Source organism: Advenella mandrilli, from assembly GCF_016595155.1.
Classification (GTDB): domain Bacteria; phylum Pseudomonadota; class Gammaproteobacteria; order Burkholderiales; family Burkholderiaceae_B; genus Advenella; species Advenella mandrilli.
On the sequence record NZ_JAENGP010000012.1, the window covers coordinates 92,272 to 108,934 of the forward strand.

Sequence of the window (16,663 nt, forward strand, 5' to 3'; positions counted from 1 at the left end):
TCAGGGATTCCCGGCGGGCTGGTCAGGGGGATTGTTTGCCGTGTCGTTGACGTCTATGGTCACGGGCATGCCCTGGCGCAGGCCTTTGTCACTGTCGGCTTCATCAATCACTATGCGCAGGCGGTAAACCAGGTCGGTGCGCAAGTCGGTGGTTTCCACTGTTTTGGGGGTGAATTCGGCGCGTGGTGAAATAAAACCGATCTGGCCGCGATAAATTTTATTGGAAGAGTCATTGCTAACGCTCACCGCCATGCCGGGGGCGATGCGGCCAAGATCCGGTTCGCCAATATAAGCACGTACGTAGACGGGTTTGTCCAGGCTCAGGCTGTAGACAGGGTTTTGGCTGGCCACCATGCTGCCGGGTTCGCGTATTCGTGTAATGACGGTGCCAGTGCTGGGGGTCAGCAGTACCGTATCGGCCAGGGCGGTGGCGGCCTGGTTCCGGGTGGCCTGTGCCGCTGCCAGCAGCGCTTGAGCTGCCGCAATATCTTCCTGGCGAAAGCCTTCTGTTGCCAGTGACAGCCTTGCCTTGGCCGTTTCAACCCCGGCCACCGCCTGGTCCCGTTCAGCGCGGGCGGCATCAACCGTACTTTGGCTGCTGGCGCCCGAGGGGCGCAGTTTTGTTTGACGTTGGTAGTTGCGTTCGGCGTTAACGGCAATGGCTTTCGCCTGTTTAAGCGCTTCTTGTGCCAGGACAATTTCCTGGGGGCGCAAACCGCTGCGCAGTTTGGATAATTCCGCCTGGGCTACCTGGACGGATGCTTCTGCGGAAGCCAGAGCGTCACGGTAAGGCTGGTCGTCCAGTTTGGCCATGGGCATGCCCGGGCTGACGGGGTCGCCTTCATCAAACATCATGCTGGCGATGCGCCCGGGTTGCCGGAAAGCCAGCTGCACTTCCCGGATATCCACATTGCCGTATAAACGCAGCGGGTTCTGATTTGTGCCGGTGCGCTGTATTTGTACATAAGCAATACCGCCTGCGATGGTGATGATAATAAGCAGGACCAGTACGCGCCTGATGGGGCGGGAAAGGCGGCCGGTGTTCATTGGGGGCTTTCCATGTGGCTGATGCCTTTGCGGTAGATGGCGAACAGGCCAGGGGCATCCTGACGAATACGGGATACATTGCCAGCAATGAGGGATTGCATGACCAGGCCTTGAATGGTGCCAATAAACAGGACGGCAGCGGCGTTCACATCCAGTTGGGCATTCAGTTCGCCCTTTTCCTTGCCCGCTTCCAGCAGGCGATGCAGGCGTTCTCCGTATTGTTGGGTGAGGGTGTGGACCATTCGTTTGGGCAGGGTGTCTCCGGAGCGTTGCAATTCACCAAAAAGCATTCGTGGCACACCGGGGTGGTCGGAGACGAAGTCAATATGTGTCATGAAAACGGCTTCAAGGGCGGCCAGCGGGGAAGAAATGCCGTGAGCGGCTTTGTCGATGCGCGCCAACAGGCGTTCTGCAACCCAGGACATGACGGCTTGCAGGATGGCGTCTTTGCTGGTGAAGTGACGGAACAGGGCACCCTGTGTCAGTCCCATGTATTGGGCGATGGTGGTGGTGGTGATGTCGCTGGGGTTTTGTGTGCCTGCCAAGTCAATCACCGCCTCTATAGTGGCGGCCCGGCGCTTATCGGCAGGAAGGTGTTTGGGGCGTTCATTCATTGCGGCAAACCTGAAAGTAAGTAATCTATTACTATCTTATCAGGAGTAAAAAACGCTTACAATGACTTTAGGGGTTTTTGTGTTGGGGGGGATTGGTTGGGTTAGAACCACCCCGGCGCTTCGCGCCACCCCTCCGCGTGGGAATACCCCTATTCCAATGACCCGTATTCATTAAGAAACAGTCAGTTCAGCTCCGCGTGGGAATACCGCCAAGCTTGGGCGTTACTGCTACCCATTTTTAAAAAGCGGCTTGAGGCGCATTGCTACTGGCGTTGTCAATCTCTTCATTATTCGCGTCCACCTTTTCAACCGCCGGCATCAGGCCCAGTTCATGGGCTTGTTTGCGGATGGTTTGTACGCCGTTGCGCATTTGTTTCAGCCTTAAGGCCAGTGCGCCGTATTCGCCAGCGTTTTCAATATTGGCCGGGGGGGCGGGTATTTTGGTTTGGCTTTCGTCCAGCATGGCTTCAATATAATCCAGGAACTGCTGCATTTTGGGCGGTATTTCAGCCATATCGGCAATGACCGGCATGACCGAGCCAATTTCACTGGCCATGGCATCGTTTTGCACCAGCAGTTTATTCAGTTGCCGGATATGGACTTGCTTGGATTTGGGTTCGTTCAGCATACGGGCAAAACTGTCGGCAAAATCGCTATAGGCATTCAGCAGGTTCTTTTTGGCCAGCTGGGTACTAACGTAGAAAATATTGTCGGCCGGCGCTTTTTTTTCGCCTTCTTTTTGTGGCAGGTTGGATTGGGCGTACAGCAGGGCGTTTTTCAAATAACTGTGGTTGGCCTGAATGGTTTTGCGGGCCAGGTTCAGGATCTGGTGCTTTTCCCACCAAGGGAAAATGAAACTGGCCCCAAAAGCCACCAGGGCGGCAATCAGGGTATCCAGGGCCCGTTCACCAATAATAAACAGGGGGCTGGGTGTCAGGAAGTAAAAACCAATTAACACATACATGGTAATAAACATGGAGCCAACGCGATAATTGCTGGCAACAAAGGCATTACCCATGATCATGGCCGCGAGCATAATAACAAAATGAATATAGGCGTTGCCGGTAAGCATGAACAGGGCCAGTGTAAGCAGGCAGCCCATGATGGTGCCGGTAAGCCGCTTGCCGGTGCGTTGCTGGGTAAGGGCAAAACCCGGGCGCATAATAATCAGGATGGTAATGACAATCCAGTAACTGTGGGCAATCAGGGAGTTGATAATTTCAGAGCTGGAATTGAAAAACGAAGCAACATACGTCGTGGACATGACCAGAAAAATGGCCAGGGTGACCCGCAAGGCATAACGAAAAATAGCCGAGCCCATATTCATATTGTTAAACAGCTTTTCAAGGCGGATTTCCTGGCTGCTTTGGAACTGGATAAGCGAGTGGTCGCGGCGCAGGGTATTGAGCGGTTCGATTTTCGTGTTTGCACGCAGGTTGTCGGCAATGCGGTCAATATAGCGGCTGGCATTACGCAGGCGCCGTAAAATTTGTACCTGCAACGCGTAAACTTCGGGCTCGTTCTCGTTCAGGCAGTTCTGGCGCGACTGTTCTATTTCATATTCAAGGGCGCGCAGTTCCGCCTTGACACTGTTGCGATAATCAACCGGGCGGTTGCGTGACAGGCTAAGAGCGGTACGGTTCAGGGTCCGGCTAAGCTTGAAGAGTGTATCGCGCATGAACAGCAGGCTGTCATTATCTTTGAAGCGTTCCCTTAAAATGACATAGTCGGTTTGGCTGGCAACCAGGGTGTCAAGGATGGCAATCATGTCAATAAAGATATTCCACATGATAATGCGTTGCCGGTTGTTGCTGTTTTTATTGTTTTTACCCTGGGGCAGGTTGCGTAAAACCACATCCCGGGCGCTTTGGTGGCGCGTGGTCATGGCAATCATTTTGGGTGTCAGTTTGCGGTAACTGTCATCAAGGTCCTGGGCGGTATCGTAAAGATTGGCACGGGCCTTCATATATTCAGCCGTGGCATAAAGGGCATCGGCCAGCGTCTGTTTTTCTTCACGGTAACGAAACAGGGCGCTGCTGATAATGCTGAACAGAAAATAGCTGATGCTACCCAGCAGGGTAAACTGGGTGTGGTACAGGGCCTGTTCAAAATCCAGCGGGGTGCGCAGGGTTAAGATCATGATAAGCATGCAGCCAAACCCGATGAAACCGCCACGGGCACCATATACCGACAGCATGGAAAAGAAAAATACCTGGGCGGTAATAACAAACAGTACCAGTAAGGGGTAGGGGTTGGCTAGCCCGGTAAGCAGGGCGGCCAGGTTACCCATGATGAGCCCGGCCAGCATTTCGTTGAAGCGCGATTTCTTGGTGCCACCGGGCTGGTCAATTAAGGCAATGCAAAGCGAGCCGGCCGCAAAAGCCAGGCCTTCGTTATATTGTTTGAAAATGCCCAGGAAAATAACCACGGGCAATAACACCCCGATTGCCTTGCGAACCGCATAGAAAAAGTTGGGGCTGTAAAGAAATTGGGAGATTTTTTCTGCGCGTAAATCCATTGCTAACGAAATGCCTGTACTGGTTTCTGGTAGAGCTGCTATCTTAACAAACTGTATGAAATTCACCAGCGATAATCTTTGTTTCCTTTGTTGCTGGCTGCGTAAAATGCAAATCTTGCCCGCCAGAGGAACGGCGCTTAATGTGTGACTTCATTGCCACAACCATTTTACTGAAAATGCAATAGTTATTTGCTTTCCATGTTGCGATGCGGTACATTTAAACATTATTTTGCCCAAACAACGGTAAAAATAAGTGGTTTGCATAGTTGTCATGCTATCCGCATGATGTTATTGCGCCCTACAGTAAATAGAATACAGCTCCTGGCCGCGCCACAAGCGTGTGTTGCCTAAGCATCCATTTCGAACTTTTTTGCGTTTTTAACGCGTTAGCGAAAGTTGGTTGATCATGCATGCGCTGGTTTTTCGGCGTCCTCGGGTGGATTTTCTCCGTGAGAAATGAAGCGCCGTCGATGGCGAATAAAACAGTTCTTGTGTGCGGTTTAAATACCAGTCAATGCAGCCCAGCCGGTTATGAAAGGAAATAACATGGAACTCAATGGCGCCGATATCGTCGTGCGTTGCCTTGCCGAAGAAGGTGTTCAACACATTTTTGGTTATCCAGGCGGCGCGGTGCTCTACATCTACGACGCAATCTATAAACAAGAAGATTTTCAGCATATCCTGGTCCGTCATGAACAGGCAGCCGTGCACGCGGCCGATGCCTATTCACGTACCTCTCAAAAAGTGGGTGTTTGTCTGGTTACCAGCGGCCCCGGCCTGACCAATGCGGTTACCGGTATTGCCACGGCTTACATGGACTCCATCCCCATGGTTATCATCAGTGGCCAGGTTAGCACCAAAGCCATTGGCGAAGACGCCTTCCAGGAATGCGATACAGTGGGTATTACACGTCCCTGTGTCAAACACAACTTCCTGGTTCGTGATGTCAAGGATCTTGCCGATACCATGCGCAAGGCCTTCTTCATTGCCAAAACAGGGCGTCCCGGTCCGGTGCTGGTGGATATCCCCAAAGACGTCTCTATGGATACCTGCAAGTACTCACCCCCCAAGGGTGAAGTGAAAATGCGTTCCTACGCACCGGTGGTTAAGGGGCATCACGGGCAAATCAAGAAAGCGGCCCAGCTGTTGCTGAATGCAAGCCGTCCCATGATTTATACGGGCGGTGGCGTGGTCCTGTCCAATGCCGCACCTGAATTGCGTGAACTGGTTCAGTTAACCGGTGCGCCGTGCACCAACACCTTAATGGGGCTGGGCTCGCTTAATGCCGATTCAGAGCAATACCTTGGCATGCCTGGCATGCACGGTACGTATGAGGCCAATATGGCCATGCAAAACTGTGATGTGCTCATTGCCATTGGCGCGCGTTTCGACGACCGGGTTATTGGCAATCCCAAACATTTTGCCCAGGTAAACCGCAAAATTATCCACATCGACGTCGATCCGTCTTCCATTTCTAAACGGGTCAAGGTAGATATCCCTATTGTGGGTAACGTTAAAGACGTGCTGCTGGACTTGAATGAAATTGTCCGTGAAGCGGGTGACGTTCGCAAGAAAAATGAAAAAAACCTTAAAGCCTGGTGGGAACAGATCAAGGTATGGCAAGATAAGCAGTGCCTTAAGTATGAACCTTCCAGCGAGCTTATCCGGCCCCAGTTTGTGGTTGAAAAACTGTGGGAAGTTACCGGTGGCAATGCGTTTGTCACATCAGACGTTGGCCAGCACCAAATGTGGGCGGCCCAGTATTACCGTTTCAACGAGCCGCGCCGCTGGGTGAACTCTGGCGGTTTGGGTACCATGGGTGTGGGCTTGCCTTATGCCATGGGTGTGCAAATGGCCAACCCCGATGCGCAAATTGCGGTTATTACGGGCGATGGTTCCATTCAAATGAACATCCAGGAACTGGGTACCTGCAAGCAATATCATTTTACGCCTAAAGTATTGTGCCTTAACAACCGTTATCTGGGCATGGTACGCCAGTGGCAAGAAATTGATTACGGTGGCCGTTACTCAGAATCTTATATGGAGTCGCTGCCCGACTTCGTCAAGCTGGTGGAAAGTTACGGCCATATTGGCATGCGTATCGATAACCCTGCAGATGTAGAACCGGCACTTAAAGAAGCCTACGGTAAATATAAAGATCGTCTGGTCTTTATTGATTTCATTACTGATCCTGCCGAAAATGTCTGGCCGATGGTCAAGGCAGGCAAGGGCCTGACTGAAATGCTTTTGGGTTCAGAAGATCTGTAAGGAGCCAACATGAAACACATAATTTCCATACTGCTTGAAAACGAACCGGGTGCGCTGTCACGAGTCGTTGGGCTGTTTTCCGCGCGTGGCTATAATATTGAAACCTTAACGGTAGCACCTACCGAAGATGCCACCTTGTCACGTTTAACCATCATGACCACCGGCTCAGAAGAGGTGATAGAACAAATCACCAAGCACCTGAACCGCCTGGTAGATGTGGTCAAGGTAGTTGACCTGACCGAAGGCGCCCACATAGAACGCGAACTCATGCTTATCAAGGTTCGTGCCGTGGGCAAGGAACGCGAAGAAGTCAAACGCATGGCAGATATCTTCCGTGGACATATCGTTGATGTAACCGATAAGTCCTACACGATAGAACTCACCGGTACTCAGGAAAAAACCCAGGCATTCATTGATGCCATGGATCGCAGTTCCATTCTTGAAACCGTCCGTACAGGCGTGTCCGGCATCGGGCGCGGTGAAAGGATTTTGAAACTGTAATTGTTGTGAAATCAGGTATGATTCTACTGATGCAGTTCAAACCATTTTTTTGATTTATAAAAATATATATTTTGGGGCTTTAAATGAAAGTTTTTTACGACAAAGATTGTGACCTGTCTTTAATCAAAGGCAAAAACGTGGCTATTATCGGTTATGGTTCTCAGGGCCATGCCCATGCACTTAACCTGCATGATTCCGGTATTAACGTTACCGTTGGCCTACGCAAAAATGGCGCAAGCTGGAACAAAGCGGTTAACGCTGGCCTGAAAGTGGCTGAAGTAGCCGAAGCCGTTAAATCTGCCGACCTGGTCATGATTCTTCTGCCCGATGAAAACATTGCTGAAGTTTACAAAAACCAGGTTGCCGACAACCTGAAACCCGGTGCCGCACTGGCTTTTGCTCACGGTTTCAACGTTCACTACGGTCAGGTTGTACCTCGCACCGACGTTGACGTGATCATGGTTGCGCCTAAAGCGCCCGGTCATACTGTACGTGGTACTTATGCGCAAGGTGGTGGTGTTCCTGCCCTGGTTGCGGTTCATCAAGACAACTCCGGTTCTGCCCGTGATGTAGCGCTGTCTTATGCGTCTGCCATTGGTAGCGGTCGTGCCGGTATTATTGAAACCAACTTCCGTGAAGAAACCGAAACCGACCTGTTCGGTGAGCAGGCTGTTCTGTGTGGCGGTGCTGTTGAGCTGATCAAAGCCGGTTTTGAAACCCTGGTTGAAGCCGGTTATGCCCCTGAAATGGCTTACTTCGAATGTTTGCACGAACTGAAACTGATCGTAGACCTGATCTACGAAGGTGGCATTGCCAACATGAACTACTCTATTTCCAACAACGCAGAATATGGCGAATACGTAACCGGCCCACGTGTGGTTACCGAAGAAACCAAGCAAGCCATGCGCGAAACCCTGAAAGACATTCAAACTGGTGAATACGCGAAAAGCTTCATCCTGGAAAACCAGGCTGGCGCACCCACACTGCGTTCACGCCGTCGCCTGAATGCCGAGCACCCAATCGAGCAGGTTGGTGCACAACTGCGCGCCATGATGCCCTGGATCGCTGCCAACAAACTGGTTGACCAGTCTAAAAACTAATTTTGGTTTTGCGGGTCAGAAGACTCGCTCACTAAAAATACAGCCCCGCATTTTGTTGGTTTTTACCAATAGAAATACGGGGCTGAATTTTTTCCTGTTGCTTGTTGTCCGCTCTCCGTTCCACGCGAGAGTATGAGAACGAAAAACCTGGTCTAGTGTTCTGGCAGGCAGATTTGTTTGCGTTTAACCGCCAGCAGGGTGCGATAGGTCAAAATTAAAATAATGCCGCTAAGTACAAACAGCAACAGGCCTGCCAGAAGACTGTAGAAACTGCCTGCACTTTGGGTGGCCATTTCGGTGGTGGCAATGGTGATGGCTGCCAGCGGAAATGAGTAAGCCCAGGCTGAAAGGGCAAATGGCAACCTGAAAAACCGCAGGGCATTACTGGCCAACAGCAAGGTAAGGAAGAGCGCAAAGAAGTACAGCACTCTGGCAAAGCCATCCAGCTGGTGGTGATTAAGGGCCAGATAGGAAATAAAAGCCACTGATGGTGGTGCAATTAGAATGAACAGGGTGGGCGTCATTTTGGCAGGCAACGGGTCATGGAAAAAGATACGGTAAAATACGATGGTCATTAATACCACCCAGAAAACCAGGCCAATACTGAAAAAGAACCAGCTGATATCCGCCGGTGCATGGTGCACGCCGGCAATGGGAATTAAAATATTGCCCACCACCGGAATAAACCAGGCTGGGTTGACATGGGTAATTTGGTAATGGCTTTTGTTCAGCCAGCTGTTAATAACGGCAATAGTCAGCAAAAAGTGCCCGATGGTGGCCACCGCCCACATCCATTTTGAAACGCCGGGTGCCGACAGCCATGAAATGGAAACCAACAGCAAGCCAATGGTGATGGCGGCCATGAAATTGATTTTAACCGGGTGGCACCATTCTTTTTTCACTTCGTCGGGAAAGCGGAATAGCTTGCTGGTGTAAACAATAAGTAGAAATACATACAGCAGGGTAGCCAGCCAGCGGATGCCAATACCTGGGCCGAGTGGCAGGTTAAATGCCTGTGCGGCTTTCAGCCAGGCAATGGCCAGGCCGGCCATGCCCATGACTGAAGAAAACAGGGCAACAGGAAAGTAGGCAAGCCGACTATTTTGTTGAGCGGGAAGGTTGCTGCTAATGGAATGACTCATTTTAAAAATGTTCCAGGTTAATTACAATTCAAGACAGACAGGCCAAAGGGATAGGGTGATTGCACAGGCATTTGGCGGACAATATCCTGTAGCGCAGACTGAATCATTTCCTCAAGGACCGGATGATAAAAAGGCATTTGCAGCAAAGAGGCCGCGGTTTCCTGGCGTTGAATGGCCCAGGCCAGCAGGTGGGCCAAGTGTTCACCACGGGCAGTCATGCCGGCAGCACCCAGTAAGGTGCCGCTTTGGGCATCGGCATAAATATGCAGCAGGCTGTTTTCTTCGTGCAAAACCCGGGCGCGGCCATTATTGGTGCCTTGTGCTTTACCGGTAATGGTGTTGTGTTCTTTAAGATTGCCTAACGTTTCACCCACACTGAAAACATCCGGGTCTGAAAAAGCGATGCCCAATGACTGCATGCGTTTGAAGCAAACGGGGTTGTCTTGCACGGCATTGAAGCCGGCAATACTGCCTTCGGCGCTTGCTTCATGCATTAAGGTTTTGCTGCCGGTGCAGTCACCGGCCAGAAATACGGGCAGGCCGGTGATCTGCATGGTATGCGGGTTGAAGGCGGGGATGCCTTTTTCATTAAGCGGGAACCCGGCTGCTTGCAGGTTAAGGGCATCCAGGTTGGGGCGTCGGCCCAGTGCAGCCAGTAGCAGGTCTACCTTGGCCTGGCGATTGCCCGATTGCAGCAGCACCCCTTTATCAGCCAGGCTGACGGCGGTTGGCTGGCCAAGCCAAAGTTCCATTTCCTGGCTGAAACGGGCAATGGCCTGTTCATTGATGTGCGGGTCGGCAATGCCCGCGATGGCGGGTGATAAATCAGCCCCCACCACTTTGATGCCCAGGCGGGACAGGGCCAGACCCATTTCCATGCCGATGGCGCCAAGGCCTAAAATGCCAATGCTGGAAGGCAGTTCTTTAAGTTCAAACAGTTCATCGGTACTAATGGTGTGTTCTAGCACCGGATCAAGCCAGGCGGGTATGGCGGGGCGTGAACCGTTGGCAATAATGACTTTTTTTGCCTGCACCAGCGTGATTTGGCCAGCGTTGCTGACTTCCAGGGTAGTGGGGGTTAAAAAGCGGGCGTTACCGGTTAAAAGCTGGTCTTTGGCGGCTGAAGTGGCTGCTTTGCTGGCCCGGTTGGCAAAAAAATCTCTTTGTTCTTGCAACCGTGCCCAGGTTTTGTTTAGTTTATCTGCGTCAAAAGTGTTGGTTTTGTTTTCAGTATTTTGTTGCCGTTTTTGTAGGGCGCCTTCATGCAAGGCCAGTTTTGAGGGCATGCAGCCTACCCGTGCGCAGGTGGTGCCCAGGGGGCCTTTGTCGATAAGCACGAATTGTTTGTTGGCGCGACGCACTTCCCTAAGCGCATAAAGGCCGGCCGTGCCTGCGCCAATAATAGCGACATCAGTTTGAATGGTTTTTTGGTCCATGGCAGATATTCCTTTCTGTTGAAAGAGGCAGAATGCTTTACAGCTAGATATTATATAAAATAATATAATATTTATATATATAATTATTTGTTTCGGATCAATGAAGCAGAAAATGGTGCCAGTAAAAAGATTTCATGCTGTTATCATTCAGTCAACAGCATTGAAAGGTCACCGCAGCAAGATGGACTTGCCTTCCACAAACCGGTTGAACAATCCAATAATTGCGTGTAGCCTTGTTGTTATTCGCGAGTGTTTCAGGTGTGTGTTTGCTTGCCTTGGCAGGCGGCGCAGACTTGTATTAACACAGGTTATAAAACGATCAACCTCTGTGAAAACAGAGGTTTTTTTGCAGGAAAATCCAATGAAAATAAAAAACTCTGGTTATGGCGGGCATGCTGGCCCTGGCTTCCCTGACGGGCGTGGCACAAGCCAATGAAACTCTTGAAATCGGTGTGGAAGCCTTGTACCCACCTTTCGAAAGCAAAGCGCCCGATGGCACCTTGGTGGGCTTTGATATTGAATTGGGTGAGGCCGTTTGTGCCAAAATGAACGTCAAATGCGAATGGGTGGAAACCAGTTTTGATGGCCTGATTCCCGCCCTGAATGCACGCAAGTTTGACTTTATCAATTCAGCCATGGATATCACGGCGGCCCGTCAGAAAGTGATTGATTTTACCCAGCCGGTATATATCGTGCCCAGCCAGTTGCTGGTTAAAAAAGGGTCTGGCCTGCAGCCCACTGTTGAGAGCCTTCAGGGTTTGTCGATTGGGGTATTGCAGGGCTCTTCGCAGGAAGCCTTTGTGCGCAAGCATTGGGGCAAACAGGGGGTGAAGATTGTTTCTTATGCCTCGCAAGATCAAATTTACCAGGATTTGGCCAATGGCCGTATTCAAGGTGCCGTGCAAAACAGTCCCAGCGCCCTGGACAGTTTTCTGAATCGCCCTGAGGGTGAAGGGTATGAGCTGGTTGAACCCATTTTGCATGATGCCGAGATTTTTGGCGAAGGTATTGCTTTTGGCTTGCGAAAAAAAGATACCGAACTTAGGCAACATCTTGATGCCGCCATTCAGGAGTTGAAAAATGACGGGACTATAGGCAAACTGTCAGAAAAGTATTTCAATGCCAACTGGGTGGCGAAGTAATCAGCCACCTTTAACGTCAGGATGTCATTATGCAAATCAAATCCAAGTTTGCCGCTAGCGGTAGCAGTATTTTCAGTGCTGCCGATTATTTATTAACGCAATATGATGCTGTTAACCTGGCACACGGTACGCCCGACTTTCCTTTTTCTCAAGAATTGATAGAAAATGCCAATGAGGCCATGCAGGCTGAAGGCAGTTTGCAGGCTCCCTGGGAAGGCTTAATGGCACTGCGTGAAAAAATTGCCGACAAGATTTCATTTCTTTATACCCATAGCTACCATCCCGACACGGAAGTAACCGTGATGCCCAGTGCCAAAGAGGCGCTGTTTGCCAGCATTGCCGCGGTAGTGCATGCGGGTGATGAGGTCATTTATTTTGAACCGTCCTTTGACAGTTATGCCGCCATGATTGCGTTGCAGGGGGCGGTTCCGGTTGCCATCAAGCTGCAAGCGCCCGGTTTTACGCCTGACTGGGATTTGGTGAAAGCAAAAATCAATGCCAAAACCCGCATGATTATTATCAATTCGCCTCATAACCCGACAGCATCGGTGTTGTCAGAAGCAGATATTCAGGCTTTGCAGGGCTTGGTGAAAGACAGCCATATTATTATTCTGTCCGATGAGGTTTACGAGCATCTGGTTTTTGACGAGGATGTGCACCGTTCCATGTCGTCTTACCCAGACCTGGCTGCCCGCGCTATTGTGGTAACTTCTTTTAGCAAGGTGTATCAGGTAAGCGGCTGGCACGTGGCTTATTGTGTGGCACCCGCCATGCTTACGCAGGAAATCCGCAAGGTTCAGCAATATGTGATGTTTCCTGCCGATACGCCCATGCAGTATGCGCTGGCTGCGATGATGGAGCAGCCCAATCATTACATGACCTTATCAACCATTTACCAGGAGAAAAGAGATTTGCTGGCGCATGGCTTAAAGGCATCCCGGTTTGAATTGTTGCCCAGTAAAGGCGGCTATTTCATGCTGGCCGGTTTCGGGCATTTTAATGATTTGTCTGATGTGGAGATGGTTAAGCATTTAATTGTCAACCATGGTGTAGCCACCTTGCCGTTGTCGGCATTTTATTCTGACGGCGCTGATCAGGGTATATTACGGTTAACGTTTTCCAAAGATGACGAAACGCTGGAAGAAGGGGCCCGCCGGTTGTGCGAAGTTTAAGGGGGTGGGGAGTTGGAGCGATGAAAAGAGGCCTGCTCTTGGTTTTTTCTTTGAGCAGGTTTAAGGTGTGGAAAAGGGTGGTCCGGTGCAGCGATTTCGGCCCGCAGGGGCATCGGAGCAAGGCGGATTGCCCTTGCTGCACCGGTTTCAAGTAGAAAGCCAACCGCTAGCAGATAGCAGTAAAAACAAATAGCGTTCAAAAACCTGAAAACCCAAGCCCCGCTATTTACTGCACTTTAATATCAGATTCCTTCACAATATTTCCATACAGTTCGGAATCCCGTTTAATGAGTGCATCCAGTTCTGCCGGGGTGCTGCCAACGGGTACAAAACCCGCGCTTCTGAATTTTTCAATCACCTCAGGCTCTTTCACCACCTCGGCAATTTCTTTTGAAACCCGCTCAACAATCTCTGGTGGCGTGCCGGCCGGGGCCATCAGGGCCACCCATGAATTCATTTTGAAACCCTTGAAGCCGGACTCATCCAGCGTGGGTACTGATTCTTCACCTTCATACTTATCTAAAGAAGTAATCCCCAACACATTCAATTTGCCTTCTTTCACATAAGGCATAGGGACCAGGATTGGATCAAACACCATGGAAACCTGGCCACTTAACAAATCAGCCAGAATAGGGGCGCTGCCTTTATACGGAATATGATTCATCTCTAGGCCCGCAATTTTTGCAAAATGCGCGCCTGTTAAATGTGCGCTTGAACCAATCCCGCTAGAGGCATAATTCAACGGGTTTTTCTTGCCATACTCAACCAGTTCCTGTACCGAATTAACCGGCAACTGCTTGCTGGTAAACAGGAACAGCGGTAAATCGGCCATGTGTGAAATAGGCTCGAAATCATCATTGGAATAAGTCAGCTTGTACAAATGCGGGTTGGCGGAATAAGCCGCCAGAACCGTTACAAACGTATAGCCGTCAGGTTTTGAACGGGCTGCCTGTGAGGTGCCAATGGTACTGTTGGCGCCGGGCTTGTTTTCTATCACAATGGTTTGCCCCAGACGATCGGACAGTTTTTGCATGACCACACGTGAAACCGTATCAGTAGAACCGCCAGGTGTGTAAGGCACAATGACCGTAATCGGCTTGGATGGCCATTTGTCCTGGGCCACTGCCTGTTGTGAAAGTACCAGCGGGCTAAGTGCCGCCAACGTTGCTAATGCTAGTTTTTTCATGATAGAAAGTCTCCTAAGGTTGTTTTGCATAGTAGAACATGGTTTTGATTATTAGGGTTAATGATAGATGTTTTATATTAATAAATCCAACTATCATTAATCACCTAGTGAAAACACTCATCCCTGTCTATGGGGGGGATTCCGCTAACTCTATTTACGGTTAACCGTATCTTTAGCAGCCCAGGTGTGCGGTAATTTTTCTAAAAACAGATATATCAATCAGGAAGTGAGACATGAAGTTTACGTTGAAAGGAATTCAGGCAATAACGCTGCCCGTGACAGTGGTCGGTATTTTGTTGGGCGCACCGGCTTTTGCGCAAGACAATTATCCGTCCAAACCCATTACCATTATTGTGCCTTACGCACCTGGTGGTACGACAGATCTTATTGCCAGGGCCATGGCAGACAGCCTTTCCCGCCAGCTTAAACAAACCGTCGTCATTGAAAACAAATCGGGGGCAGCCGGCTCTATGGGGGCCAATGAAATGGTGACCACCAAGCCTGATGGATATCGCCTGGCCCTGTCGCCAGTGGGTATTTTCCGTCAACCCTATTTGCAGCAAACCCGTTATGATCCCATCAAGGACTTAACCTATATTGCCGCCTTTGCAGAATATGATTTCACTATTTCCGTGGCGGCTGATTCTCCCATCAAAAGCATGAAAGAGCTGGTAGCGCATGCGCAAAAAAATCCGGGTGAGATTGATTACGGCACACCGGGCCGCTTTACCGGCAATCATGTGGTCATGACCGAACTGGGTACGGCAGTGAATGCAAAATTTACCCATATTCCTTACAAGGGAGATGCGGAAAACGTGGGCGCCCTGATGGGGGGGCATATTAAAACATCCGTTGTATCCAATAGCGTGATTCCGTTTGTTCAATCGGGCAAGGTCAGGATTCTGGCAACCGCTGCCAATGAACGCCCAGATGCCTTTGCCGAGTATCCGACCCTGAAGGAACTGGGTTATCCGGTGGTGATTCGTTCTCCATTAGGCCTGGCAGGCCCCAAAGGTTTGCCTGAAAACATTGTGTCTACCCTGGAGAAGGCGGTAAAAGTGGCCATGGATGACCCAGTGGTAACCAAAGTGTTAAAAGACTATGGCATTCGTACTGATTACATGGATGCCGCCCAATACACTGAATTTGCACAGAAAACGTTTGAGGAAGAACGCAGTATTGTAGAAAGAATGAAGCAGGAATCCTGAGCCGGGATATAGGTATTATCCGCTTATTAATTGCCCCTTCTGCGTTTCCTGCCAGGAGGGGCAATTGTATTTAATTCAGACTTCTTGCGTTAAATCATTCCGCAATGCAAAACATGGTTTTATAATATTGATTGGATTGGCCGGCCTGATGCTAAGGAAATCAACCCGACTAATGATAGAATAGACCAATATGGTTACTGGGCAATACGCCTGATATTATTCCGATCACGGAAGCAGGAGATGTTTATCTATGAAAAAACTTTATCAATTGGCTGTCTTAAGCACTGCCGTAAGCGCTGCTTTTTTTACCCCGGCAACAATGGCAAAGGGTGCTGAAAACTACCCTAGCAAACCCATTACGCTGGTCGTTCCCTATGCAGCGGGCGGCACTACCGACCTGATTGGGCGGGCACTGGGTGCAAGCTTGTCAAAACAGCTAGGTCAAACCATTGTGGTTGAAAACAAACCTGGTGCTGCCGGTTCCATGGGTGCCAATGAAATGGTTAACACCAAGCCCGATGGCTATAAACTGGCGTTGACCCCAGTGGGTATTTTCCGCCAGCCCTATTTGCAGGCAACCCGTTACGATCCCATCAAGGATTTAAGTTATATTGCCGCTTTTGCCGCCTATGATTTTGCGATTGGGGTAGATGCCAACTCTTCCTATAAAACACTGGATGACCTGCTGAAATATGCCAAAGAAAATCCGGGTGAACTAACGATTAGTTCACCTGGACGTTATTCTGGTAATCATGTAGGCATTGTTGAGCTGGCCAGGGCTGCCGATGTAGAAGTAACCCATATTCCTTACAAATCAGACTCCGAGGCCATTGGTGCCTTGATGGGGGGGCATTTACAAGCAGTGATGTCTACCAACGTTATCATTCCATTCATGGAGTCTGGCAAGGTGCGTGTTTTGGCAGTCGCCGCCGAAAAACGTCCTGAAGCCTATGCGGATATTCCTACCATTACTGAAGCCGGTTACCCTGTTATAGTGCCTTCACCGTTAGGTATTGCCGGTCCTAAAGGCTTGCCACAGGAAATTGTAGAAAAGCTTGACCTGGCGGTGAAAGCGGCCATGGAAGACCCCAGTTTCCTTAAAGTGATTAAGGACTACGGTGTAAGAACCTATTACATGGATAACAAGGCCTATACCCAGTTTGCGATTGATAACTTCGAGAACGAAAAAGACGTTATTGAAAGAATGGGCGATGAGTAATTAATTAAGTCATCATGCAAAAAAGTCCAGCTAATTGGCTGGACTTTAAAAATAAAACCCGAGAAACCGGTCCTTAATACCGGGTTCTCGGGTTTTTTAATGATAACTGG

At 50.0% G+C, this 16,663-nt stretch carries 13 protein-coding genes; 7 read left to right on the top strand and 6 right to left on the bottom strand.

Annotation, left to right across the window (positions count from 1 at the left end; genetic code table 11):
* The 3 genes from hlyD to JHL22_RS11260 form a co-directional block, all read right to left on the bottom strand.
* On the bottom strand, window positions 1–1,047 hold the full coding sequence (gene hlyD, locus JHL22_RS11250) for a secretion protein HlyD (protein ID WP_200237367.1): 1,047 nt from the start codon (window positions 1,045–1,047) through the stop codon (window positions 1–3).
* Window positions 1,044–1,661 (bottom strand): TetR/AcrR family transcriptional regulator, encoded by a 618-nt coding sequence (locus JHL22_RS11255; protein WP_200237370.1) that lies wholly within the window; start codon window positions 1,659–1,661, stop codon window positions 1,044–1,046. The genes hlyD and JHL22_RS11255 overlap by 4 nt, the downstream gene beginning before the upstream one ends.
* A 238-nt stretch (window positions 1,662–1,899) precedes the next feature.
* Window positions 1,900–4,179 (bottom strand): FUSC family protein, encoded by a 2,280-nt coding sequence (locus JHL22_RS11260; protein WP_200237373.1) that lies wholly within the window; start codon window positions 4,177–4,179, stop codon window positions 1,900–1,902.
* Window positions 4,180–4,725: 546 nt separating this feature from the next.
* Between JHL22_RS11260 and JHL22_RS11265 the strand changes: the two genes are divergently transcribed.
* The 3 genes from JHL22_RS11265 to ilvC all read left to right on the top strand — a co-directional run bounded on the left by JHL22_RS11265 (window position 4,726) and on the right by ilvC (window position 8,048).
* The gene (locus tag JHL22_RS11265; protein ID WP_200237378.1) at window positions 4,726–6,447 is read left to right on the top strand and encodes an acetolactate synthase 3 catalytic subunit; all 1,722 of its coding nucleotides are present in this window, start codon (window positions 4,726–4,728) and stop codon (window positions 6,445–6,447) included.
* A gap of 9 nt (window positions 6,448–6,456) precedes the next feature.
* Entirely contained in the window at window positions 6,457–6,948 is a 492-nt protein-coding gene (gene ilvN, locus JHL22_RS11270) for an acetolactate synthase small subunit (protein ID WP_200237381.1), read from the top strand.
* A gap of 83 nt (window positions 6,949–7,031) precedes the next feature.
* Window positions 7,032–8,048 (top strand): ketol-acid reductoisomerase, encoded by a 1,017-nt coding sequence (ilvC, locus tag JHL22_RS11275; RefSeq protein WP_200237384.1) that lies wholly within the window; start codon window positions 7,032–7,034, stop codon window positions 8,046–8,048.
* Between the two features lie 152 nt (window positions 8,049–8,200).
* Here ilvC and JHL22_RS11280 read toward each other — a convergent pair whose 3' ends face one another.
* A complete protein-coding gene (locus JHL22_RS11280; protein WP_200237387.1) occupies window positions 8,201–9,190 on the bottom strand; it encodes an SLAC1 anion channel family protein in 990 nt (329 codons plus the stop codon).
* Between the two features lie 17 nt (window positions 9,191–9,207).
* Window positions 9,208–10,626 carry a dihydrolipoyl dehydrogenase gene (locus tag JHL22_RS11285; protein WP_200237390.1) on the bottom strand — a complete coding sequence of 473 codons (1,419 nt, stop codon included), beginning with the start codon at window positions 10,624–10,626 and terminating at the stop codon, window positions 9,208–9,210.
* A 383-nt stretch (window positions 10,627–11,009) separates the two neighbouring features.
* Here JHL22_RS11285 and JHL22_RS11290 point away from each other — a divergent pair, with 383 nt between their 5' ends.
* Both JHL22_RS11290 and JHL22_RS11295 read left to right on the top strand, forming a co-directional pair.
* Window positions 11,010–11,768: an ABC transporter substrate-binding protein gene (locus tag JHL22_RS11290; protein WP_200237392.1), complete on the top strand. Its 759-nt coding sequence runs from the start codon at window positions 11,010–11,012 to the stop codon at window positions 11,766–11,768.
* 29 nt (window positions 11,769–11,797) lie between these two features.
* A complete protein-coding gene (locus JHL22_RS11295; protein ID WP_200237394.1) occupies window positions 11,798–12,940 on the top strand; it encodes a methionine aminotransferase in 1,143 nt (380 codons plus the stop codon).
* A gap of 226 nt (window positions 12,941–13,166) precedes the next feature.
* On the opposite strand, the gene JHL22_RS11300 is transcribed toward JHL22_RS11295, so the two are convergent.
* Window positions 13,167–14,126, bottom strand: coding sequence for a Bug family tripartite tricarboxylate transporter substrate binding protein (locus tag JHL22_RS11300; protein ID WP_234041250.1), 960 nt, complete (start codon window positions 14,124–14,126; stop codon window positions 13,167–13,169).
* Window positions 14,127–14,359: 233 nt separating this feature from the next.
* Between JHL22_RS11300 and JHL22_RS11305 the strand changes: the two genes are divergently transcribed.
* Both JHL22_RS11305 and JHL22_RS11310 read left to right on the top strand, forming a co-directional pair.
* The gene (locus JHL22_RS11305; RefSeq protein WP_200237399.1) at window positions 14,360–15,334 is read left to right on the top strand and encodes a tripartite tricarboxylate transporter substrate binding protein; all 975 of its coding nucleotides are present in this window, start codon (window positions 14,360–14,362) and stop codon (window positions 15,332–15,334) included.
* Window positions 15,335–15,584: 250 nt separating this feature from the next.
* Window positions 15,585–16,553 carry a tripartite tricarboxylate transporter substrate binding protein gene (locus tag JHL22_RS11310; RefSeq protein ID WP_200237402.1) on the top strand — a complete coding sequence of 323 codons (969 nt, stop codon included), beginning with the start codon at window positions 15,585–15,587 and terminating at the stop codon, window positions 16,551–16,553.
* The last annotated feature ends 110 nt before the right edge of the window (window positions 16,554–16,663 follow it).